Here is a 24,834-nt window from a genome sequence, read left to right as displayed (position 1 = left end):
AAAGTAAATACTCATGAAAATAGAACAGATTTATACGGGCTGCTTAGCCCACGCTGCTTACTATATAGAGAATAATGGAGAAGCTGCAGTTTTTGATCCCCTTAGAGAAGTACAACCTTATATTGATCGCGCAAAAGAAGATAATGCAAAAATAAAATATGTATTCGAAACTCATTTTCATGCAGATTTTGTGAGTGGGCATCTTGATTTAAGAAAAAAAGCAGGGGCAGAAATTGTTTTTGGCCCCAGTGCTAAACCTGGATATAATGCTACAATTGCAGAAGATGGTCAGGTTTTTAAAATTGGAGAGTATAAGATAAAAGTAATTCATACTCCAGGTCATACCATGGAGAGTACCACATACTTACTCATAGATGATAAAGGAAAAGAACATGGAATTATTACCGGAGACACATTATTTATAGGTGATGTAGGACGCCCAGATCTCGCTCAACATGTCGTATCTGAGTTAACTGAAGAAAAACTGGCAGGTCATTTATACGACTCTCTTCGCAATAAAATAATGCCTCTAAGTGACGATCTGATAGTATATCCTAATCATGGGGCTGGTTCTGCTTGTGGTAAAATGATGAGCAAAGAAACTACTGATACTCTTGGACATCAGAAAAAAGTAAATTATGCTTTACGCGAAGACATGACAAAAGAAGAATTTGTCGATGCACTACTTACTGGATTAACTGCTCCTCCAGGATATTTCCCTCAAAATGTCTTAATGAATATCAAAGGATACGATAGTCTTGATGAAGTAATGGATCGAGCAATAAAACCATTACTTCCAGACGCTTTTGAAGTGGTAGCCGCTGAAACGGATGCATTAATGCTTGATACCCGAAATGCTGAAGATTTTACTAAAGGATTCATTCCTAACAGTATTAATATTGGTCTGGAAGGAAGTTTTGCTCAATGGGTGGGGGAAATGATTCCCGATGTGAAGCAAAAAATATTACTTATCACCTACCCTGGAAAGGAAAAAGAAGCAATTACCAGGTTATCAAGAGTAGGATATGATTATACTATAGGATATCTTAACAATGGTTTTGATTCGTGGAAAGAAGCCAAAAAAGAATTCGAAATTTCTGAAAGAATCACCGCAGAAGAATTTAAAAACTCCTATATCAAAGAAAAACCTTTAGTTTTTGATATCCGTAAAAAAAGTGAGTACGATTCAGAACACATCATTGATGCTATAAATACTCCATTAAATGAGATTAATAAACATTTAGCAAAGTTTCCTAAAGACAAACCCTTTGTATTATACTGTGCAGGGGGATACAGAAGCATGATAGCTTCTTCTATTTTAAAACAAAGAGGGTGGAATCAGTTTGTTGATGTAATTGGTGGATTTGTAGAAATTGCAAAGACTAATATTCCGAAATCAGAATATATCTGTCCGACTACACTATTATAATGTATAGAAATTAGAAGTAAAACACCTGAATTTAAAATGAACAGATTCGGGTGTTTATTTTTAAATGTATTGTCCGAATTTAATTTACTACTCTTATAAAACAAAAGGTATTGCAAAATAACCACTATAATACAATCCAGTCATGATCTCAATTTTTAAGACTCTTTTTAGAATACAAAATCGACAAACCGATGCCATTACCAAAATTGATGTTCCTGCATTCAAAGAAGCCATTTCAGGGAAAAAAGATCTACAATTAGTAGATGTAAGAACACCATATGAATATAATACCGGTCATATTGATAATGCTTTAAATATCGATTTTTTTAAACAAACAGCATTTAAGTCTTCGTTCAATGAATTTGATAAAAATGAGCCTTTGTATGTATACTGTAGAAGTGGAAATCGAAGTAAGAAAGCAGCAGTAGTATTAGCAGAAATAGGATTTAAAAATATTATAGATCTAAAAGGCGGATATATTGCTTGGAAAAAGTATAAAGACTAACACTCCAGAACATTGATTTTTTATTTTGTGTAACCAAAGTTACCGTAATAATAAATTATTGAAAGTACTTTTAATACTCTAACACAAAGAAGGCATAAATGAAATCACATTATCAAATTCTCATTATAGGAGGCGGTACTGCAGGAATTATGACAGCTGCTCGTTTACTTAAAAAAGATAGTCGTTTAGATATTGCAATTATAGAACCCGCAGACACACATTACTATCAACCAGCCTGGACTTTGGTAGGTGCCGGAGCGTACAAGTATAAAAAAACTGCAAAGTCTATGGCATCTGTAATGCCTAAAAAAGTAAACTGGATTAAGGATTTCGCTTCTTCTTTTGATCCAGAAAACAATTCTGTATCTACAAAATCCAACGGAAATATAACATATGACTATTTGGTAGTTGCTCCTGGATTAGTAATGGAGCCATCGATGATAGAAGGGCTTCAGGAAGCATTAGACAAAGGTGTTGTTTGTAGTAATTATACAAACCCTAAACATACATGGGAGGTTCTTAAAAATTTTAAAGGAGGTAACGCCATTTTTACACAACCAACTACTCCTATTAAGTGTGGAGGGGCTCCTCAAAAAATTGCTTACCTGGCCGCAGATTATTTCAAGAAAAAAGGTATTGAAACTACATCTAACGTTATTTTTGCAACTCCTGGTTCTGTTATTTTTGGAGTTAAGCCTATTCGAGAGACCTTGATGAAGGTCATTGGTAGATATGGTATTCATTTTAAACCTTTCTATGCTCCTCATAAAATAGATGCTGAAAATAAGCTTATATATTTTAGACATGTAGCTCCCGAAGAAAACAAATGTGTTATTAATGAAGATGCTACAATCGGTGAGGTTTCTACAGAAGATAATATTATTAAACTTCCGTTTGATATGTTACACATTGCTCCACCACAGGCTGCACCTAAATTTATAAGAACCTCTTCTTTGGTTAATGATGCTGGTTGGCTTAATGTAAATCACCATTCACTACAACATAATAAATACCCCAACATATTTGGATTAGGAGATGTTGCTGCACTTCCTACAGCAAAAACTGGTGCTGCAATACGAAAACAAGCACCAGTTGTAGCTGATAATATTTTAAAATTAATTAAAAATCAAGAAGCTAGCAATAAAGAGTATAACGGATATTCCTCTTGTCCTCTGGTTACCGGATATGGAAAAATGACACTAGCAGAATTTGATTACAAAGGAAATTTCACTCCAGACCCAAAACTAAAACGAATGTTAGTCTTTACTAGTGCTAAAGAACATTGGAGGTTATACATGTTTAAAAAATTCATGTTACCTTATCTATATTGGAATAAAATGCTAAAAGGAAAAGATGTATAATCTGTATCAACTATTTTTTTCATTGTGTAACTGATTGATATATTTTCCAACAACAATAGCGGTAACAATCACCAAGTAAAACTGCCCAATTAACCCAATAAGTATAGCGGCTTTTTTAGATAAAACCGTTACCGGAACTATATCTCCGTAACCAATAGTTAACATTGTGATATAACTGTAATACATTAGTTCTTCTGTTATCATCTCGGGGTTAGAGCTACTAACAATCAAACCTTTAAACGAACCATGATCTGCCATTTCTATACTTATGCAAATAAAAAAACCTATAAGCCCCAATGAGACATAACCGCTTATCAGGCCTAAGATTACATTTTTATTGACAAATTCGGCTTTCCAAACTTGTTTTATAATTTCAAAAGTAACCACCACATAAAACAAAAAATAGGTAATCATTCTTATAAAATTAAAAAACCTCTCATTTCTATTTTCTAACAAGCTTGAACCAAAAACAACACCAGAAACAAGGAGTAATACAATAAAAAACCACATTAGGTTTTTCTTTTTCGACAGTAGTAAAATCCCTGCCAAAAGATTAATTTGAAATAAAATAGGTGATACAATATTCTCGAATATAACCGATGGAACGATTAATGATCCAAAAAGAATTGTGACTTGACTAAAAAAGAAAATCTCGAAACGATATGGATATAGTTTTTCTATCATACTTTAATTACTCTTGATTCCCATTCCTTTTTTTATTAAATAATATCCAACAGACAAAACTAAAATAAGGGTGCTTATTCCTATTATAGTTAAAGGTTCTAAATGTTTAAAATCTAGATCAATCACATGTCTTGAAATTCCTATTAATGCAACTAATAAAACAATTTCTACATGCACCACATCTTCTTTTAGATACATTTTTACAGTATGTACTAGCTCTATCCCAATAAGAACCAGCATAAAACCTCCAAATATTTTATGTAGATGAATGAGAATATTATTCTCAGAAAATGAATTCTGAATATCAGACAATATCCCATTAAACAATAATCCCAAAAATACTATTGTAGAGTACAATACCACCAATAATAGAGAAAACAGCAATACTAAAATAATAACTCGTTCTATTTTCTCTACTATATTTAAAACTTTAGAATTCATAGTGCATTTTGTTTTTAGGCTATTTAAAAATGAAATAGTCTTTTGAAAATTTTATGCTGAAATTTATTTTAGTAATTCTTCGTTAAACGTATATTCCTTATAATCGATTTTATACAAAACACTATAAAACGCAGGAATAAATAACAGTGTAATTATTGTCCCAAATAACAATCCTATCATAATAGTAACTACCATGGGCTCCCACATCTCTCCTCCCCCCAGGTATAATGGTATTAGTCCTAACACTGTTGTAAATGTTGCCAGTAAAATAGGCCTAAAACGCTGTAAACATGCTGCTATGATAGCATCTTGTGGTTTCCGTCGAAGTTCACTTTCCTCAATCTCTATTCTATCAATCAATACAATTGCATTATTAATTACAATCCCAGCCAATGATATTACACCCAGGAATGCCATAAATCCAAAAGGAACTCCGAATATCAATAACCCTATTACCATACCAATCACCCCTAAAGGAATTGTTGTAACAACCATTGTCATTTTTCTAAAGGAATTGAATTGTATAATTAACAGCATTACAATAATGAATGCAGATAGTGGTAAATAATTGGCAACAGCCCCCATATTCTCGGCACTATTCTCGGCATCACCACCAAGTTTATAGGTATACTCCTCTCCCCACTTTGATTTTTGGGTGGTAAGCCAGGGCTTAATTACTTTAGTAATTTCAGAAGCATTTCCATCTTCTGTTAATTCACTAGATACATTAATAGTACGGGTGAGATCTAATCTCTTGATTTTAGAATATTGCCACTGCGGAATAATATTAGCTACCTGTAATAACGGAACACTTTTTCCCGAGTTTTGACCATATATATTTAACGTTTCTAAAGAAGCCAGTGATTGCTGTTTTCCTTGATTGCTGGTCATTACTATTGGAATCGATTTGTCTTTCTCTCTAAACTCTCCTGCCCTAAAACCATCTAAAACAGTTTGTAAAGATACTGCGACATCCTGGTTTGTAATCCCTGCCGATTGTGCCTTATTTTGATCGATATCAATTACAAATTTCTTTCCTTTTGGGCCCCAATCGTCTTTGATGTTTTTGGTTCCTGTGACACTAAACAGTTTAGCTTTTATTTCTTCTGCTATACTTGCCAGTTTATCCGGGTTATCACCAGATACTTTTATTTCAATTGGAGTACCTCCTCCTCCTGATCCTAGAAATCCTACTTTAATATCGGCATTAGGAAAGGTATCGAAACAAAATGCATCTATTTGTTTTACCATATCAGAATTTACTAAAAAAGATGAGGTGTTAACCAGAATATGAGCATAATTAGAATTAGGTTCGTCTGCATTATATCCAAGATCATAGGATGATGGTCCTTCGCCAATATAAGATGACCAATCAACGATTCCGTTTGGCCTTTCAGAAGTTACTTTTAATGCTTTGGTTATATAATTCTCGATTGCCAATACTGTTGCTGTTGTACTTTCGATTTTAGTTCCTTGAGGTAAATTGATATCAATAGTGATCATATTACGATCACTATCAGGAAAAAATACAAATGCTAGTTTTGTAAACCCATAGATCGATAAAAAGAATAAGGCTACTATACCTATTAAAACAGATCTTTTCCAGGATAACGCTAATAAAATAAGATCTTTATATTTAGATTTCAAACTATTGATCATTCTATCCAAAAACCCAACTTTTCCATCTTCTCTCTTTTTGATTTTAAGAAAGAACACACAAAATAAAGTAATGATGCTTAAGGAAATTATCCACGAGGACAATAGTGCGATGGTAATGACTACAAAAATAGGCCCCATAATATCTCCCATTACAGATTCTGCCATAAAGAAAGCAAGGAATGCAGCTGATGTTGTTAATGTAGAAATTAATAGTGGCATAAATAACTCTGAACAAGAATCAATAGCCGCCTTTTTTACATCAATACCATCTTCCATTTTTACCATAATAGATTCTGCAACTACAATTGCATTATCGACCATCATCCCTAATGCCATAATCAAGGCAGCCAGAGTGATTTGATTTAACCCTACATCTATAAGCCCCATAACCATTAAAGTGGTAATGGTCACAATAGGAATCAAACTGGCAATCACCATCCCAGTACGGAAACCTAAAAAGATTAACATTACTGCAAGTACAATAGCAATAGATTGTAGCAAATTACCCAGAAAATCACTGATCTTAAGATCAATGTACTGGTCTATAGATGCTAATCTGGCTACTTCTAATCCTACAGGAAGTTTTTCTTGCCATTTGATCAATAGCGTATCTATTTCCTCTCCCAGTTTGATGATATTTCTTCCTTCTTTTAAAGATATATGAAGAGAAACTGCATCTTTACCATTAATACGCACCTTTTGTTTTGGTGGATTGATATATCCTTTTTCTATAGTAGTAATATCTCCTAGAGCAACAACCTGGCCATTTTGCCCAATTGGGATCAACATATTTTTGATATCAGCAATATCATTAAAATTACCTGTGGGTTCTAATATGATGCGTTCTTCTTCAATATTAACTTCTCCTCCAGAATTCAAAATATTAGTACTTCCAATAATTCCTTGTAAACTACTTGAAGTTAGCCCATATGCTTTTAGTTTTGCATTATCAAATTTCACAAAAACACGTTCTTCCTGGGCTCCATTAATTTCTACTTTTGCAGCATCTTCGAGTTTGATCAAATCATCCCGCAAATCATCAGCTTTTTCTTTCATTGCTGCATATGAATACCCATCACTGGTAATCCCAACTGCAATCCCAAATACTTCTCCTATTCCATCATCATTGAGTTGTGGAGTTACATTATTAGGTAATCCCTCGATGGAGTTTAATTTTCGCCGCAGTCTATCCCAAACGGGTTGTAGCTCTTCTGGAGTAACTTCCATTTTTAATTCTACATTCACTACAGATAATCCTGTACGAGAAGTACTTGTCACCTTTTTTAGTTCTGGTAATTCCTGAGCTATTTTTTCAACTTTATCAGTGACCAGCTCTTCTACTCGCTCGGGACTCGCTCCTGGAAATGAGGAAACAATAGAGGCTACTCGTATGGTATAGGGAGGCATACTATCTCTAGAAAGAGAAGCATAAAATACCATTCCCATAATCATCACTACCGCAAGAATACTTAGCGCAACCCGGTTTTTCTCTATAGAAAATTTAGCAAAATTCATAGTTGATTCTTTTGATATCGATTATTGTAATTTTACTTTTTGACCATCCAACAAGGTTTGTAGTCCTGCTGTAGCAATTTTTTGGCCTTCGGTAAGTCCGCTCTTGATTTTAAAGCCACCAGTTATAAGCTCTCCTATTTCTATACGATGTTTCTTTACAATTCCTGTGGTTCCATCTTCAGATTCGATAAGAAATACAAAATTACCATCACCATCTTCACCTACAGATTTTACAGGAATAACAAGTGCTGTATCATTTTTAGTTTGAGTATCTACAAAATTAAAAGTCACATTTGCTGTCATCCCGGGTTTAATATCTTCTGTTACATCAGCAATATCTATTTTCACAGGATATGTTGCAGAACCCTCATTTACAATAGGTGAAATTTCGATAATATTTCCTTTAAATTTTTTTCCTGTTAAAGCAGAGAAAGAAATTTCTGGATTCATTCCCAATTGCACCTTATTAATTACATTTTCGGGTAACCCAACTTCTATATTGGTTTGATCTCCCGCATTTAATATCGCAATTACCTGTCCTGCACTTACATTTTCATTAAGTTGGCTATTCTTTGCTGCAATAATACCTGCTTTAGGAGCTTTGATATATCCGTAACTGATCTGTGATTGCTGTATACTTTTATTACGTTTTGCAGACTCATATTGATCCAATGCGTTTTGATATGAATTTTTTGCTGCTTCATAATCACTCAAGGAATTACTTCCTTTTTCATATAGAGATTTAATACGATCCAAACTAGATTTTGCCGTATTCATAGCAGACTTAGCACTGTTTAGTGCAGAAACTGATTGCTCATATGCCAGATTAGCCTGTACATTGTCTAGTTTAGCAATAAGGTCTCCTTTATTTACCTTCTGTCCAACTTTGATATTTAGCGCGGTAATTATCCCGTTACTTCTAAAACTTAATTCAATCTCATCACCGGCTTTGGCAATGCCACTAAAAGTTCTAATTTTTTGAGCATCAGAGCTTCCTACGACTTGAAATTGTACAGGACGTAGTATCTCTTTTTTTATTACTTCTTTCTCTTTACAAGCATTTAGCACCAAAGATGTAAGTACCGTTAGTATTATGTATTTAGTGAGTTTCATTCTTATTGGTGTATTAGTCAGTTATCGTTTTATAATTAATCCTTACTTAATATAAATTCATTTACTCTTCGAATAAAATCCTGATTACTCGCCTCTGTATTCATTAAAAAGAAATAACCAATGGCTCTTTCTAACTGCATAGAAGTTAATAAATAATTATAATTGGCTGTTGCGCTAGCCAATTGTGTTTGTAAGTAATTAGTTTGTGCATCAATCAATTGAATAAGTGGTACGGCACCTTCTGCATATGCATTTTGTGTGAGATCTAAACTCTCTCTTGCAGTTTCTTCTGACACTTTAGATATTTCGATATTGGCAATTTGATTGATCATATCTAATAAAATATCATTTACATTTTTTTCAATAATCAACTCTACATTTCCTTTTTGTATCATTAATTGATCTTCCTGGATTCTTGCAGTTTGCCTATTAATATTTCGTTGGTTTTGCTTAAAAATAGGCAACGATACATTTACCCCTACATTGTATGTTCCATCTGGTACAGTAGGGATTCCTGCAGGCACTGTAGAACCTTTACCTGATTCTGAAATAGCAAGGCTATATTTACCTTGCAATGCCACTGTAGGAATAAATCGTCCTGTATTGTTAAGTCTATAGTTTCTTTGTGTGGCTTCAACATTATAGTTGATGTTTTTTAATTCGGGAGCGTTCTTCTTTGCTTCTTCAACCAAAAAATCAATCAACGCAGGCCTTAATTTTGGATCATCAAGAATCTCTAAAAAGTCCTCATACTTGTAATTCTTAAATAATCCTTGTGAAATTTCTGCGTCATCAATATCAATTTCTGTTGAAATGGAATTATTCATTAATTGGTTGATCGTATTAAACCCTTGTTGCATTTGATTACCTGCATCAATTAAACTCTGAGTGTTTTGTGCCAACTGACTTCTAAAACGTAATACATCAGATTTTCCGGATTCTCCGGCAGTAAAATTTTGATCTGCCAGCTCCAGGTTCTTTTTGGTGACTTGTAAGTTTTGATTCTGAATCTGTAAATTAGTTTTCAGAATTAAGGCATTAAAATATGCTACCGAAGCATTCAATATCGCATCTAATTCGGCTGCATTATATGTTTCTTGTTGTGCTTTTTGTAAATTTTCCTGAATAGTAATATTCGCTCCTGCACTTTCAGAATAAATCACTTGCTCCAGAGCTATATTTCCAGAGGTTGAAAATTCTGGGTTCGAACCATTAGAAATTTCTGCTACTTTAGGATCGAGATATACACCAGTAGCATTGGCTGTTACATTTGGTAAATAGCTACTTTTTGCCGTTTTTACATCCTGCGTACTCAACTCTATATTTTTTCGTTCTGCATCAAGTGAAAGGTTTTTCTCTACCACCCCATTCATGATATCAAGAATAGAATAGGAAATATCTGATGTTATTCCGTTTTCTTCTCCAATAAAATCTGCTTTTGCTATAAGGCTATAACGCAATGGAAATCCAATCTGTTTTGCGGTATTTGTATTTATAGAAAGTTTATTTTTGTACTCTACATACATTGGTAGTTTAGACGGGTTTGTACCATTAATTATTGCTTCTACATTAAGGGCAATACGTCTAAAAAATTGATCTATATTCGTTTCTGGTTGGTTAGAGGCTAGAATTCCTTTCTCTACATCTTCTTTACTATAAGCAGAAAATGATGGTATTTTTTTTGAATTAATAGTAGTAACCAGCCTCGAAAACTCATCATCACTTAAATAAAACCCTGCTGCTATATACACAGCATCTACACCATTTAAATCTGTTTCTATATTCCCTTTATCTTTAAGCGGAATCAATGTATAAGATGATTCTTTTTTAGAAAAATAATCATCAAATAATGCTTTAACCGGCAATACATTAGTGATAACATCATCGATTACAATACCCACTTTTTTATACTCATAAAGGGATTGAAAGGTCTCTAAATCTTTAGTATAAGAAAAAGGAGTAATGAGATAGGTAATATTATCGATCTCAGAAGTTTGCTGCCCTTCGGGTAAGTCATAAAAATCACCATTTACAGATCCGAAAACAATGGTAGGTTTTGGATAGTTTTTTTCTTGATATAGCACAATAGTATTAACAACTCCAAAAGCCAGAATAATATCGGTATCAGTGTCCAGGAGTGTTTGATAATTTGTTTTTGCAGTAGCAACATTAAATCCATTTTCTAACACCTCTTTAAAAATAACAGTTGCATCACGCCCCACTACTGATTTAATTTCACTCTGTAGTTTTGCTAATAAAGGTTGGGTTTCTTCTGATGATTTATCGGCAAGAATACCAATAGTTACTGTTTTCGAAGTTTGTGAATACCCCAATATGTTTATGAAAACAAGTAGAAATACTAGCTTTAGTTTTTTCACACGTTTAAATTTTAGTAATTATTTAATAATAAATTAATTATAAAACTGAGAACGTGTGTAACCACTACGTTCTCTCATTAAAAATTTTAAATATATCCCTTTATGAAAATATTTTTAATTTTTTTTAATGTTCGTTTCATATAAATAAGATGATGTGTAATTATAATTGATGTGAGCTCATATTCACAAGCTCGGTTTATTCTTATTTCCAGCCTTTTCTGTTATATACACTAGTTACGATTTTACCGAAGCTTTCTTTATGTATTTGGTATTGCTCTTTGGTCAGAATTTCTTTAGCCTCATCATTTAGCTGGATTACCATAGCATCGAGTTTTGTTTTTTTCTCTGCTTCGGTATATCCTTTATCTTTATTTCCTATACGCCCCATTTTATTGGTGTAATACAAGATAATACCGTAATAGTCATCTCTTAGATCTTCAGAAAGCTTCATTTTATCTACCTGTTCTTTAAAAAAGAATTGTAGATTATCTTTTTCTCCCGAAGTAAATATTTTCACCTTTTCTTTTACTTTTTCTTCTTGTGCCTGTGCAGATACAGATATAAACATTAATAAAAGTATTGCGGTGATAGTAATTCTCATGATTTGTGCTTTAGTGGTTAGTGTGTTATATTCTAAATAAAGGTTTCTGATTCATAAATTTAGGTTTTTTTAAGAACTATTCTAGTGCATATCACTATGTATTAATTATAATAGGCTATAATATATGTTTTATTTCTGATAGCGATTGCTTTAACCTTATAGTAATGCTACTTTAAATAAAATATTAATATTACTAATAATCACGCTACTTCAATCGTCTTTTCTTACCAAAATCATATTCGTTACGTTCGTTTCTATCATCATAACGTTCTCTTCTATCTTCACGTCTTTCTCGATTATCTTCTACCAGTTCTCTTTTTGTAGACATAATATCCTCATTAAGAGATTGTACAAATTCCTGAATCAACTTTTTATTAGCAATTGATTTCTCTATCATGTCAGGGTCAAATGAAAAGTTAAATGATTTTAGTTCTTTCAGTAATGATGCCTGGTATTCTGCCCGTGTTATTTGCGCTCTAAAATCACGAATATCGTCCCTCCTATCTCTTTTATCATCTCGTTTATTGGCTTGATCCCTAACCAAATCTTTTTGATCATCACGTCGATCATATCTACCTCTATTGCTATCATCTCTATCTTTTCTAATCTCTCTTCTGTCTGATCTAATTTCTGCAGAGCTTTGAGCAATCTCCATTCTTGCTTGTTTTGCTTTGGCCTCACTCTGCTTTACTTCTCTTATCATATCGGTAATAATATCTTGTTTCAGCATATTAGTTTTTGATGGATCATGAATATCAAAAGCCTTTTTAAACGCTACTATTTTTAATTGTAAAGCTTTCAATTCTTTAATATCTCTTTCCAGGTTTCTTTTTCCCTCAACAATTTGTCTTGTATTTTGGATAGCTTCTTTTGCGTTCTGTGCGTTCACACCACTACTTATAAGTAATAGAGCTAGTATTAGATTGTTAATCATTTTCATAGATTGTATAAGGTTTAAAAAGTTATATTTATTTATTTTCTTTATGTACATGAACTACCTCATAAGCAGTATTACCATCAAAAGTGGATACTTTTTTGTATAGGACATTATTGTAGTCATAGAATATTTTACCATCAATTACTACTTCTTCTGCATCGTCATGAATAGTTTTCAAAAGTGTTCCTACCGGAGGATGGGTTACTTCATATTTTTGTTCATCAGAATAAGGTTCACTAGTATTTGCATAATATACTCCAGAGTGATAGTAATATATCGATGGTCCTACTACCAATCTTGTATACCCCGCAGGTAAAACAGTTATTCTAAACCCAACCGGAGGTAATACTGTTACATATGCATTATTATACACTGTATAGTAGATACCTGCATAATAGAAATATGGCAAACCACCATATACAACACGAACATGATGCCTAGGTAATGTTCTGATTACTCTATGGCGTCTTGGATACCTGTAATGTGGATTCCTGTGAATGGGTTGTGTTCTGTATCGATCTCCTCTGTAATGATTTGTTCCTACAGATTGTTTGGTATTATAATTACGATGTGTATTAGTTCCTCTGCTTCTTTTGTCTTCACTTCTTTGTGCCTGAATCGTATTGGTGCCTAAAAATGAAACGAGAATTAAAATAATTCCTGTAATTCTATATATCGTTTTCATATGATTTGTTTTTATAGCAAATAATTTAAATTTCCTGAATTTCTTTGTACAAATGTATATGCAATTCATACGATTTTATACCAATTATATACTGAAACGGATAAATATGAAGGTGAAGTGAACTAATCCTGAAGTGAACTTTATAGACATCAAAAATAATACTTAATGTTTGCAGATCTAAAATAACCTACATCTATTGTCCCAAATTTAGGTTACATAAAATACAACAGGTTTTATAGCTTTGATTGCTATCTCAGGCCCTTCGTTTTTGTTATATTTACTTATAAAAAATATTATGAAGCCTATTATAACCATCATTACACTCTTCTTTACAATCATAAGTACTGCACAAGATCTTTCTAAGCTCTATGAAAAAGTAAACCCCGCTGTAGTAGTAATTTTTACTCAAGAAGCAAAATTAGAGTCAACCGGCAGTATTACTAAAACTGTTACTTCAGAAGGATTAGGTTCTGGTTTTATGATTTCTGATACCGATATCATTACTGCAGCACATGTAGTAGCTGCTGCAGAACAATTAAGAGTTAGATTTTTGGATGGTGAAATTAGATCTGCAAAAGTGATTTCTACTTTTAAATCAGCAGATGTGGCTTTAATTAAATTGGATATCCCCAAAAAAAATGCTGTTACTGTTACTTTTGGAGATTCTGATCTAATAAAAATAGGAGAACAAGTATTCATCGTAGGAGCTCCATTTGGATACAGTCACTCTCTCTCTTCGGGATATATTAGTGGGATTATTAAAAATAAGTTAGGAACCAACCCTTTTACGAATACAGAATTTATTCAAACTGATGCCGCTATTAACACTGGTAATTCTGGTGGTCCTATGTTTAATATGAAAGGTGAAGTCATTGGTGTTGTAAGTCAGATTCTCACCAAATCTGGCGGTTTCGAGGGAATTGGATTTGCATCCACCGCCAACATCACCAAAAACCTGATGATGAATAACAGGGCTCCCTGGTTAGGGTTAGGGTTAGACGCATACCCACTAACAGGAAAGACAAAGAGATTATTAAATGTTCCTCAAAATAGTGGATTACTTGTACAACGGGTTGTCTTTGGATCTATCTTATACAAAATGGGATTACAGGGTGGTGACACTGAAGTTATTGTAGATGGTCAAAAATTAATTATTGGTGGAGATATTATTTTAGCATTCGATGCTATTGAATTTGACCTTACCGATCAAGCCTTGGTTAAGCTTGGAGAGTTTGCCAAAAATCTAAAGCCTGATAGCTCTTTTACACTAAAAATACTACGAAAAGGAAAGATTATAGAATTAAAAAGGTAATCATCCATCTATCGAAAAAACAAGTTTATTAGAGAAATAGAAAGGTCTTTTTGACACAAAAGATTTAGATTATATTACTCTACAACTGTAAAACAATCTATGCCTTCTATATAATCATATCCTCCCGTGGTATTTTTCTTAAAACATTCACCAAAAAACTTGATCAGATTAATTTCATAGGCTTGTATAGATACTTTTAGTCGATCCAAAACAGATTGATGAATCTTTAACCTATCTGTTTTATATCCATCTCTCGAAACTAAAAAAGATAGTTTACGACTATTTTTAGGGTAAAACAGTCTTATAAAACCTTTTGAAGGGTTATTTGTTTTATCAAAACGATTCTCATATACTCTTGTATGTTTAGGTAATAACTTATAATCTGCAAGCTGATCAATCATCCAATTTAAGGAGACTCCACTAATATTAGTGTTTCTATATCCTCCTCCTACATCAGAATGTGCTCCAAAAAACCAAACTTCATTGGCAACATCTTCTGGTACTATATTGATACAGTTAGATACTAAACGCTGTTGGGTAAGTAACACAGGTGTAAAAATCGAGCTTCGGTTATCATTTAAGGATAACGCATGAGCAGCTTTTTTCACATTACATAATTGATCTAAATAATTGTTTTTGGGTGCGTAGTATTCTTCATTATATTTAGGAATTCCCAAAGCTTCTACAGTATCCCAAAGCCCCATGAATTCTATCTTATATATATCGGGATCAATCTGCTGTTGTGTCACTTTATATACATCTTCTCTACGCTCCTGCAATGATTTTTTACTCTTATGGGCTTCATAAATTTTTTTGATGAATTGCAGTCGTTTATTTTTCGGAATATGGTTTACATCTACAATCCCCGCGACATAAATTAACCCTGCCAAAATTCTTGAAGCATACGCTCCCCGACTAAAACCAAAAAGATAAATTTCGTCTCCCCTCTGGTGGTTATAATGCTCTGCCAAATATAAATATCCATTACAAACTTCTCTTTTAATACCAGATCCGGTAACCATACCAAGAAGATCCCCTCCGTTTCCTACACCTCTTAGATATACTGCACTTATGCTCGGGTTATTTTGTAATATGGTAAGATTATATAATTTAGAAACATTGGTATAACTACTTTCATTATTGGTAGTTCCATCCAAAAAAACAGCTAGTTTTCTAGGTGCATTCTTCAACTGTAAAGGACTATGAATGATTGGGCCTTTAATGCCACATTCTGAAAATAGAAATAAAAAAAACAAAGCAAATACGTTTATATACTTCTTAAAAATAAATGTACAATTACCAAAAATCATATACAGTAAGGTTTAACGCTAAATAGAGCTAATACATTTTTAAAACTACTATTTTTTAAACTGATCAGAAACAATTTTAGAAAACTTACTAAGAATTTGAGAGCCTGAATCCGGGTCAGTTACATCAATCAGGCATACATTTACGAGCTGTTTTTCTTTTGCCAAAGAAAGATCATAGGTTACTGTTTCTAGCACATACGTTGTAGATTTTATAGCTACCTCTGGGGGGTCATCAAAATCTATGGAGTCCAGATTTGGTAATGCGCTAATATCATCGACTTTACTATATGAAAAGAAGTATTTATCGCGATATTCTCTAGGAATATTTGCACCTTTAGGCGTTTCGAAATTATTTGTTTCTATAGTATTCTTTAAGGATGCAACCATTACTCCTGTGATCCCTTCGTTGGTAAACAATTGTATAATCTCTGTTTCTTCTTCTTTTGTGAGTGTTTCTTTTTCTTCAAAATCAGGAAATTTCTTATGAATTTCTATGGCATCAATTCCCTGGTTTCTTAACTTATTTGCAATAGCAATTTCATACGTCTTTCTAATTTTCAGATCCGGGTTTTTTGCCGCAACCAAAATTTTCTTCTTTTTTATTGCCTGAAAATCTTTTGAACTCCAGGAATCCATTAATTTAATGGTAGAGCAACTTGAAATTAATATGGTAAGTATAAAAAACCTAATAAGCTGCCACATTCTTGCCATAAACCCTTTTTAATTATAATAATGATTCATTTTGCACTAAAATAAGCATTGTGCTTATTTTAAAAAACTTTTTAGATGAAATATAAATATGCCAACAATAACAGCTACTTCATTGTTATAAATCTATCCATTTTTTAAAACTTGTAGCTTTTGCTTTACTTACAACTATGCGTTCTTTTGATACCGGGTTTATATTCACAATCAATTTTCCATTAAAATATTGCTTAATATTTTCAATTGCATTTTTATGAATTATGAATTGTCGGTTAACTCTATTAAAAATTTCAGGGTTTAATTCCTCTTCAATATCCTCTAATTTCTTATCCACGATGTAAGTTTTGTTTTCGGTAGTGACAGCTTTAACCACTCCTGTATCAATGTAAAAATAAGCAATACCCTCTGTTTTAACAGGTATTAATTCATCTCTATGATGTATCAAGTAGGTCGTCTTGTATGATTTGGTTTTGGACTGAAGCAATTGTAACATTCCATGAATTTGATTGTTTAAAGCACCTTCTTCATTAGGCTTGTTTTTAAATTTTTGAACTGCTCCAAACAATTCATCTTCGTCAATTGGTTTTAATAAATAATCTATACTGTTTACCTTAAATGCCTTAATAGCATATTGGTCATAGGCTGTTGTAAAAATAATAGGAGTTTCTATCTGCACCCGCTCAAAGATTTCAAAAGAAATTCCATCTGCCAGATGGATATCCATAAAAATAAGTTCTGCTTCTTGAGAGGTAGAAAAATATTCAATAGCCGATTTTACAGAATCTAAAACTCTTAAAATTTTAATATCAGGATTGATAGAATTCAATAAAAACGTAAGATGTTCACTTGCAGCAATTTCATCTTCTACTAATACTACTTTCATATGGTTTAATTTAAAGGTAGTTTTACTCTAAATATATTATTAATATTACTAATATTAATATGTTGTTTTTTTAGCAAAAAATATCGCTTATCCAAATTCATTAGTCCATTACCTGTACTATCCACAAAAGAGGTTCTCGGTCTTATTTTATTTTCGACACAAATAGATCCTTCTTCATTAAAAACACTAATTTTTAATGGATTATCTTCTGAAATCTCATTATGTTTTACCGCATTTTCAACTAATAATTACAGTGCTAATGGAGGCACCTCTCGTTGTAAACACATATCATCTATGGCAATATCAATCATAAATCGATCCCTATATCTGGCTTTTATCAAATGAATATAGCTATCCAAAAATTTAAGTTCTTCTTGTAAAGAAACCAAATCTCTTTCTCCACTTTGTAAAATATATCGATACATAAAGGATAGCTCCTTAATGAATGTAGTTGCCTCTTTATTATCTCGGACCAGAGAATTTAAAGAGTTTAAAGAATTAAACAGAAAATGGGGATTGATTTGGTTTTTTAGTGCTGTTAATTCTTTTTGAAGGTTTTGCTGCTTTAGTCTTTCATTTTCTATAAGATCTTCTTGATGTACAGTTTGGTATCTAAGAATTCGGGCAATAAAAACATTAATTATCAGGATTATAAAATAGACAAAATACATAAATCCAATTTCGGATTCTGATAACAGCTGACCAGTAGCTATAGGATACATCAAAACAAACAACTTTACTATACCTAAAAACCATATTGCATTAAGTGCAATAGTAATACATGTTCTCCAGAAAATGGTGTACTGAGAGTATATGTTTTTCCAATTGGTATTAAGCTCCAGTGTTACTAATGACATCATGAAAAGAAATAAAAAGCGTATTATAATATCTCGAATAGAAACTTCAGAAAATGAATCCACTAACTTCGTATTGATATCAAAAAAGGTTAATGTTCTTGGTAGATTGATAAGCACTGCTATAAGTAATGCTATCTTTAAAATCACAGTCTGTTTTATTTTTCTAGAACTCAATGTAAATAGTATCTGCTTTGATTCGTACTCGTTAAAATTACGGAAAATTGTATGGATTATATGATTTTTACTAGTGTTCATATTTTTATAATTCGTTCTTCTATAAAACGAAGCCTCCGTTTGGGAATTGGAGGCTTCAGTACAGAGGTGAAGGTATGGGGAGACTCTTCACCTCTTTTGAATTTCAAACACAATACTCTTGTTATATTTTCAAGTATGGTTTTCATTAATTTTCTATGTATAACTTTAAAAAAGGCAGCCGAAAAAAACATCTACGAAATCCCCGGCTGCCAACAATCAATCTAACCAATCATGAAAATTATTTATCTAATTCTTTTACTATCTTTTTAGAGAAATCTGTAGATATAGTACCGAGTACTTTTGGATCATCTATCTCTGTAGTAATTACAGATAACACTTGTTTTTCTTCCGATTGTGTAAGATCAAATATTACAGTTTCGAGAGTATATTTTTTTGCATTCGTTGTTATCATTGTAACAGGGTTTGATTCAAGATAAATGGTTCTGTAGTATCCATAAAAACCTCTGTAATACCCAAGTCCATAATAAGAAGGATATGCCTCATAGTAGGAATTATTTATTGTTGTTGTTTTTGTATATTCTTCACAATCTTTTAGGGTGGTCATTATTACAACCTTGATACCTCTATTTTTTAGAATTGATTTGATTTCAGTCATTTCCTGTTCACTCAATTCTTTTGTAGATGATGATTTTGGGAACATGATATAACTTTCAACAGATTGATATCCTTTCTTGTTTAAATGCTGTACCAAATCCTTTTCAAATCTTATTCTGGCAGTTTTATCATCGGTTTTACTAACTATCATCATTTTCTTATCCTTTAAATCAGATACTTCTAGATTTTTCCACGAATCTATCATCTTCACAGACGAACAACTGGATAAGAGTATCAATATCACCGTACTTCCAAATATTTTTTTAATAGTCTTCATGATTTATGATGTTTTTAGATAAACAAAAAAGTTTCGTAGTCTTCTTTATATTGGGATAAAAATTCTTCTTGATCTTTATATCCCTCTTTTTGTATTATGCTTTTCGATATATTTTTTGAAAGATTCATTAGAACCGACTGTATCGTTTTCATCTTTTTATATTTTTTATTTATTACTAATTCTTCGATCGTTTAGTTTCTAATTGCTGCACCTGCTCCTATACCCAACTGCTCTAATTTTAGATACCAATTTCGTATCTGCATCTCTAATCTCTTTATAAGCAGAAGGTTTTTATTTTGATTTATTATATTCATTTCCTTCTGGTTTTTGTGATTATACACTATCTTCAAATTTGCTGTTTCCATGATTCCCAATAGTATTATTTAATTAAGTTTTTATCTTGATTTCTTATACAAATGTACTTTGAGATTAGGGGATAATTATTCTGTTTTTGGGTGAAACGTCTTAAAATGAAAGTGAAACTTCCCTATCATAAACTGAAGTATTTATTTATGAAAATTAAGTGGAAAGAAATCTTAATTTGGGTGAGTATGAAGCATAAAAAAACCTCTCTGTTTTTGTAGTATTGAGAGGTTTATTAAGTTTGAAGCGCTCTATTTTGATTACAACATTTAGTTATAAAACGATATTCTAAATTATCAGTGAAATTATAATTTAAAACCCGAATCGAATTCCAATACCAAAGACACTTTGATTACGTCTGTTTCCTATACTATTTTCACTTAGTTCTATCTTTGTTGCAGCAAAAATGTGACTAGATTTTTTAAAGTTGTATCCTACCTCAGCAATTCCAAATTTGGTGTCAAAATCACCTAAATTTTGATCATCATCTGGTTTTAAGTAATTGAAACCGGTAGCAAAATGCCATCTTTTATTAGTAGAAAATTTATATCGAGCATAGAACTCAACACCTTTAGCGTCATAAAAAACATCTCCCAATCGCTGATGTTGTTTTAAAATAGAATAGGATACTGCTACAGTAAATCGACCTTTTTCAAAAGAAGCGGAAGTAACAAAAGCTTCATCCCCATCCTTGGCCTGATTAGGTAAAGGATCCTCGACACCATCATTTACTTTATTATAACCGACTCCTATACCAAACCCTCCTATCTTATAATTTGCTCCAAATCCATAAGTATCAATACTCTCACTATTCTCAGAGATATTTCTTGCTTCTGCTTGCACTCCAAGGCTTAATCCATTCTTTTGATATTTTAGAATAAATACCTGATTAGCACGACCTGTACCGGATACTCCACCATCTGAAATATTCCATACTCCAATAGCCGCCCCTCCAAGTGCAAGAAAGCGATCTATTTCTGTAGCTCCCATGGTATAATAAACAGAGTTTTGTTTCCCGAAAGTGAATTCAAAATCTCGATATGATACCCCTGCGAATCCCAATCTGGTAAACACGGCATCACCAACTTGTGCAATTCCTGCTCCGGGATCTACCGCAAACTCTACTGTATCGTCTCTAGACACCAGATTTAAACCAAACTCAATACCACCAATGATATTAAAATTTTCTGCTTCGTCATTAGATAATGCGTGTTTAAATTTTAACCCTACACGTGGTGCATTATTCGAAATTCCTATTTCACCTTCTTCGGTAAAACCAGCTCCAATTCGTATACTGCCGTAAGGTGTCACTCTAGAAGTGATTTCATCTATCCAATTAGATTCTTTTTTTTGAGTTTCTGAAGTTTTGGTTTCTTCAGCAGCAGTAGTTTGTGTATAAACTCTATTCATTTGCAATAGAGCCAAAACAAGAACCATTGCTTTTATCAAAGGAAATTTAGCATTTTTCATACGTTTACATATTTTTAATCTTGTAAAAGATTGATTTAACCAAATAATTTCGATTTCATAAATCGGGCATTCATTTCTGCAATATTTACTATTGAAATTCCCTCGGGACACTCTACCTCGCAAGCACCAGTAAAAGTGCAACTACCAAATCCTTCAATTTCCATTTGGTATGTCATTTCTTGTACACGTTTATGTTCTTCTGCTTTTCCTTGTGGTAGCTTATTTAAATGATTAATTTTTGCCGAAGTAAATAAAGCTGCAGACGAATTCTTACACGTCGCCACGCAAGCACCACACCCTATACAAGCTGCAGCATCCATCGCCAGACCCGAAACCTCTTTTGGAATAGGAATAGCATTTGCTTCTGGTGCAGTTCCGGTTTTTGCAGAGATGTAGGCTCCATGCTCTATAATTCTGTCTAAAGAAGAACGGTCCACAATTAAATCTTTAATTATCGAAAAAGAAGCTGCTCTCCAGGGTTCTACAACAATAGTATCTCCGTCCTTAAAACTACGCATATGCAATTGGCAAGTAGTAATATTATCATGTGGACCATGTGCCCGACCATTTATAAAAACACCACATTGCCCACAAATTCCTTCACGACAATCATACTCATAGGCAATAACCTTTTCGTTTTTAAGAACTAGTAATTCGTTAAGGTGATCCAGTGCTTCCAGAAAAGACATATCCTCTGTTAACCCATCCACCTTGTAGTCTCTAATCGCTCCTTTATCGTTAGGACCTTCCTGTCTCCAAATTTTGAATGTTACTTTCATCTATTCCTATTTATTGTTTTTCAACAGTTAGATAGAATTCACCAATAATTATTTCGATTGGTATCAACCTAATTGTTATGGTTCATTTCATATTGTATCACTTATAACTTCTTACCGAAGGTTTCACAAATTCAAACTCTAGTATTTCTTTGTGCAACTTAAAATCACCATCATTATATTCCCAGGCAGACACATAAGAGTACTTATCATCTACACGCACCGCCTCGCCATCTTCGGTCTGGAATTCTTCTCTAAAATGTGCTCCACAGGATTCATCCCGCTCTAATGCATCTGTACACATCAAAATACCCAGTTCTATAAAGTCGGCTAATCGTAAAGCTTTTTCCAATTCTGTATTGAGTTCATTACTACTTCCGGTAACCTTCACATCACTCCAGAATTTATATCGTATCATTTTTATTTGTTCTATTGCTTTTTCTAACCCTTTCTTATTTCTACTCATAGCACATTCTTGCCACATCACTTTCCCTAATTCTCTGTGGAAATGATCTACTGTTTTTGTACCGTTTATCTTTAAAACTTTATCTATGTTAGCTTTCACCTCCTTCTCGGCCTTTTCAAACTCAGGATGATTTGTGGCTGTATGCTCTTCTTTTATAGCACCTGCTAGGTAATCATTAATTGTATTTGGTAATATAAAATAGCCATCAATACTAGCTTGAAGTAGTGAATTTGCCCCAAGTCTATTCGCCCCATGATCCGAGAAATTGCATTCTCCTATAGCATACAATCCGGGTATGGTCGTCATTAATTCATAATCTACCCATAATCCCCCCATAGAAAAATGTGCTGCAGGTGAAATCTGCATGGGTTCTTTATATGCATCAATCCCAGTAATCTTTTTATACATCTTGAAGAGATTCCCATAACGATCTTGGATAGTCTGGATTCCGAATTTGTTAATTGCTTGTCTAAAATCAAGATAAACCGCATTCTTTAATTTTCCGACACCATACCCCGAATCTATTCGCTCTTTTGCTGCTCGAGATGCAATGTCTCTTGGTGCTAAATTTCCGAAACTTGGATATCTTCGTTCGAGATAATAATCTCGGTCTTCTTCTGGAATATCATTTGCTTTTCTGGTGTCTCCTTCTTCTTTAGGAACCCAAATACGTCCATCATTACGCAAAGATTCCGACATTAACGTAAGTTTAGACTGGGCTTCACTGGATTGAGGAAGTGCTGTAGGATGAATCTGAGTAAAGCTAGGTGCTCCAAAAAAGGCCCCTTTTTTATGAGCCTTCCATAAAGCACTACCATTACAACCAATTGCCAGTGTTGATAATCTAAAAACACGAGAATACCCTCCTGTTGCCAATACTACTGCATCTGCAGCATAACGTTTTAGCTCACCTGTTACCAAATCACGAACGATGATTCCTTTTGCTTTTCCGTCAATGACTACCAAATCCAGCATTTCACTACGTGGAAACATTTTCACTTTTTTAGCACGTACCATTTTGTACAACTGAGAATATGCCGCCATTAATAACTGTTGCCCCGTTTGTCCTCTGGCATAAAAAGTACGCTGCACTTGTACACCTCCAAAGCTTCGATTGACCAATACTCCTCCATATTCTCTGGCAAAGGGAACTCCTTGTTGTACAAAATGATCAATAAGCGGTGCAGAAAGTTCGGCCAGTCTATATGTATTGGCTTCTCGGGATCTGAAATCCCCTCCTTTCAATGTGTCATAAAACATCCTCCAAACACTGTCTCCATCATGCTGATAATTCTTAGCTGCATTAATACCTCCTTGTGCTGCTACAGAATGTGCTCTTCGAGCTGAATCCTGATAACAAAAACATTGCACATCATATCCTAGTTCTGCCAAAGTTGATGCTGCTCCTGCTCCCGAAAGTCCTGATCCTACAACAATAATATTTAACTTCTTTTTATTTGCAGGATTGATCAATTGTGATGTAACCTGATAGTTACGCCATTTATCTTCTAGCTTTCCTTCCGGAATTTTTGAATCTAATTGCATAAGAGTGTTTTATTTGAAATAAACAATGAATGGTATAATCCCAAAACCTACGCCCATAATAATGGCATAAATCAGAGCTGTTTTTGCTACAATTCTAAGTCCTCTTCTATGATAGAAGCCTAGAGTCTTAAATGCACTTTTGAATCCGTGATACAAGTGTAGCGCTAATGGAATAGCTAATACTGTATAAAAAATCACATAATAAAGATTATGAAAGAGGTTACTAGTAACTTCATACACATCTACATTGCCTGCAACATCCAAACCTACGGAATCTCCCATACCTAATTTGATTCGTGCCCAAAAATTAGCTAGATGTACTACAATAAATAACAAAATCATAGTTCCGATAAGTCCCATATTTTGTGATGTCCAACTGCTGTTTTCATTAGCATGATTCACAATATATTTTTGTGGTTTTGCTTTCCTATTACGCAATGTGATAAGCAATGCATAGATAATATGTAACAGTATAGATGCATATAATGCATACGCTACCAATTTAATAAGCGGATTTTCTCGTAGTGTTGTAGAATACGAATTATACAATCCTCGAGCTGTTTCCTCTGGTAATAATAAAATACAATTTGCAGAAAGATGTACAATCAGGAAAATACATAAGAAAAGCCCAGTTCCTGCGACAATTGTTTTTCTGAAAAACAATTTATTAAGCGCCATATCATTTTCTTTTA

Annotated in this window: 22 protein-coding genes; 4 read left to right on the top strand and 18 right to left on the bottom strand. The window is 33.2% G+C overall.

Annotation, left to right across the window (positions count from 1 at the left end; translation table 11 throughout):
- Positions 1-13: 13 nt before the first annotated feature.
- From Z054_RS0117785 to Z054_RS0117775, 3 genes are all read left to right on the top strand, one after another.
- On the top strand, positions 14-1,429 hold the full coding sequence (locus tag Z054_RS0117785; RefSeq protein WP_024771393.1) for an MBL fold metallo-hydrolase: 1,416 nt from the start codon (positions 14-16) through the stop codon (positions 1,427-1,429).
- A 142-nt stretch (positions 1,430-1,571) separates the two neighbouring features.
- Positions 1,572-1,934 (top strand): rhodanese-like domain-containing protein, encoded by a 363-nt coding sequence (locus tag Z054_RS0117780; protein WP_084050444.1) that lies wholly within the window; start codon positions 1,572-1,574, stop codon positions 1,932-1,934.
- 98 nt (positions 1,935-2,032) lie between these two features.
- Positions 2,033-3,295, top strand: a complete 1,263-nt coding sequence (locus Z054_RS0117775) for an NAD(P)/FAD-dependent oxidoreductase (RefSeq protein ID WP_024771391.1) — start codon at positions 2,033-2,035, stop codon at positions 3,293-3,295.
- A 6-nt stretch (positions 3,296-3,301) separates the two neighbouring features.
- On the opposite strand, the gene Z054_RS0117770 is transcribed toward Z054_RS0117775, so the two are convergent.
- The 8 genes from Z054_RS0117770 to Z054_RS0117735 all read right to left on the bottom strand — a co-directional run bounded on the left by Z054_RS0117770 (position 3,302) and on the right by Z054_RS0117735 (position 13,308).
- Positions 3,302-3,979 (bottom strand): potassium channel family protein, encoded by a 678-nt coding sequence (locus Z054_RS0117770; RefSeq protein ID WP_024771390.1) that lies wholly within the window; start codon positions 3,977-3,979, stop codon positions 3,302-3,304.
- A 3-nt stretch (positions 3,980-3,982) separates the two neighbouring features.
- The gene (locus tag Z054_RS0117765) at positions 3,983-4,420 is read right to left on the bottom strand and encodes a phosphate-starvation-inducible PsiE family protein (RefSeq protein WP_024771389.1); all 438 of its coding nucleotides are present in this window, start codon (positions 4,418-4,420) and stop codon (positions 3,983-3,985) included.
- Between the two features lie 63 nt (positions 4,421-4,483).
- Positions 4,484-7,594: an efflux RND transporter permease subunit gene (locus Z054_RS0117760; protein ID WP_024771388.1), complete on the bottom strand. Its 3,111-nt coding sequence runs from the start codon at positions 7,592-7,594 to the stop codon at positions 4,484-4,486.
- A 21-nt stretch (positions 7,595-7,615) separates the two neighbouring features.
- Complete coding sequence (locus tag Z054_RS0117755) at positions 7,616-8,707, bottom strand: efflux RND transporter periplasmic adaptor subunit (RefSeq protein ID WP_024771387.1); 1,092 nt, start codon at positions 8,705-8,707, stop codon at positions 7,616-7,618.
- Between the two features lie 35 nt (positions 8,708-8,742).
- Positions 8,743-11,085: a TolC family protein gene (locus Z054_RS0117750; protein WP_152538596.1), complete on the bottom strand. Its 2,343-nt coding sequence runs from the start codon at positions 11,083-11,085 to the stop codon at positions 8,743-8,745.
- Positions 11,086-11,287: 202 nt separating this feature from the next.
- Positions 11,288-11,686 (bottom strand): hypothetical protein, encoded by a 399-nt coding sequence (locus tag Z054_RS0117745; RefSeq protein WP_024771385.1) that lies wholly within the window; start codon positions 11,684-11,686, stop codon positions 11,288-11,290.
- 205 nt (positions 11,687-11,891) lie between these two features.
- Positions 11,892-12,626 carry a hypothetical protein gene (locus tag Z054_RS0117740; RefSeq protein WP_152538595.1) on the bottom strand — a complete coding sequence of 245 codons (735 nt, stop codon included), beginning with the start codon at positions 12,624-12,626 and terminating at the stop codon, positions 11,892-11,894.
- 28 nt (positions 12,627-12,654) lie between these two features.
- The gene (locus Z054_RS0117735) at positions 12,655-13,308 is read right to left on the bottom strand and encodes a DUF6515 family protein (RefSeq protein WP_024771383.1); all 654 of its coding nucleotides are present in this window, start codon (positions 13,306-13,308) and stop codon (positions 12,655-12,657) included.
- Positions 13,309-13,603: 295 nt separating this feature from the next.
- On the opposite strand from Z054_RS0117735, the gene Z054_RS0117730 reads away from it, so the two are divergent.
- Positions 13,604-14,620, top strand: a complete 1,017-nt coding sequence (locus Z054_RS0117730) for a S1C family serine protease (protein ID WP_024771382.1) — start codon at positions 13,604-13,606, stop codon at positions 14,618-14,620.
- A gap of 74 nt (positions 14,621-14,694) precedes the next feature.
- Here the strand turns inward: Z054_RS0117730 and Z054_RS0117725 are convergent, their stop codons facing one another.
- The 10 genes from Z054_RS0117725 to Z054_RS0117670 all read right to left on the bottom strand — a co-directional run bounded on the left by Z054_RS0117725 (position 14,695) and on the right by Z054_RS0117670 (position 24,820).
- Entirely contained in the window at positions 14,695-15,930 is a 1,236-nt protein-coding gene (locus Z054_RS0117725) for a phospholipase effector Tle1 domain-containing protein (protein ID WP_024771381.1), read from the bottom strand.
- A gap of 48 nt (positions 15,931-15,978) precedes the next feature.
- Positions 15,979-16,641 carry a hypothetical protein gene (locus tag Z054_RS0117720; protein ID WP_024771380.1) on the bottom strand — a complete coding sequence of 221 codons (663 nt, stop codon included), beginning with the start codon at positions 16,639-16,641 and terminating at the stop codon, positions 15,979-15,981.
- 115 nt (positions 16,642-16,756) lie between these two features.
- Positions 16,757-17,518: a LytR/AlgR family response regulator transcription factor gene (locus Z054_RS0117715; RefSeq protein WP_024771379.1), complete on the bottom strand. Its 762-nt coding sequence runs from the start codon at positions 17,516-17,518 to the stop codon at positions 16,757-16,759.
- 248 nt (positions 17,519-17,766) lie between these two features.
- Complete coding sequence (locus Z054_RS0117710) at positions 17,767-18,522, bottom strand: sensor histidine kinase (RefSeq protein ID WP_161635305.1); 756 nt, start codon at positions 18,520-18,522, stop codon at positions 17,767-17,769.
- Positions 18,523-18,868: 346 nt separating this feature from the next.
- Positions 18,869-19,522 carry a hypothetical protein gene (locus Z054_RS0117700; RefSeq protein ID WP_152538594.1) on the bottom strand — a complete coding sequence of 218 codons (654 nt, stop codon included), beginning with the start codon at positions 19,520-19,522 and terminating at the stop codon, positions 18,869-18,871.
- Between the two features lie 191 nt (positions 19,523-19,713).
- Positions 19,714-19,887: a hypothetical protein gene (locus Z054_RS31785; RefSeq protein ID WP_161635304.1), complete on the bottom strand. Its 174-nt coding sequence runs from the start codon at positions 19,885-19,887 to the stop codon at positions 19,714-19,716.
- Between the two features lie 310 nt (positions 19,888-20,197).
- Entirely contained in the window at positions 20,198-21,355 is a 1,158-nt protein-coding gene (locus Z054_RS0117685) for a porin (protein ID WP_024771375.1), read from the bottom strand.
- A gap of 35 nt (positions 21,356-21,390) precedes the next feature.
- Positions 21,391-22,134 (bottom strand): succinate dehydrogenase/fumarate reductase iron-sulfur subunit, encoded by a 744-nt coding sequence (locus Z054_RS0117680; RefSeq protein WP_024771374.1) that lies wholly within the window; start codon positions 22,132-22,134, stop codon positions 21,391-21,393.
- 97 nt (positions 22,135-22,231) lie between these two features.
- Complete coding sequence (locus Z054_RS0117675) at positions 22,232-24,142, bottom strand: fumarate reductase/succinate dehydrogenase flavoprotein subunit (RefSeq protein ID WP_024771373.1); 1,911 nt, start codon at positions 24,140-24,142, stop codon at positions 22,232-22,234.
- A gap of 9 nt (positions 24,143-24,151) precedes the next feature.
- Positions 24,152-24,820, bottom strand: coding sequence for a succinate dehydrogenase cytochrome b subunit (locus Z054_RS0117670; RefSeq protein WP_024771372.1), 669 nt, complete (start codon positions 24,818-24,820; stop codon positions 24,152-24,154).
- Positions 24,821-24,834: the final 14 nt, after the last annotated feature.

This window comes from Aquimarina macrocephali JAMB N27 (assembly GCF_000520995.1).
Taxonomy (GTDB): domain Bacteria; phylum Bacteroidota; class Bacteroidia; order Flavobacteriales; family Flavobacteriaceae; genus Aquimarina; species Aquimarina macrocephali.
Note: the sequence above shows the minus strand (reverse complement) of the source record. Positions and strands in the feature narration are given on the sequence as shown.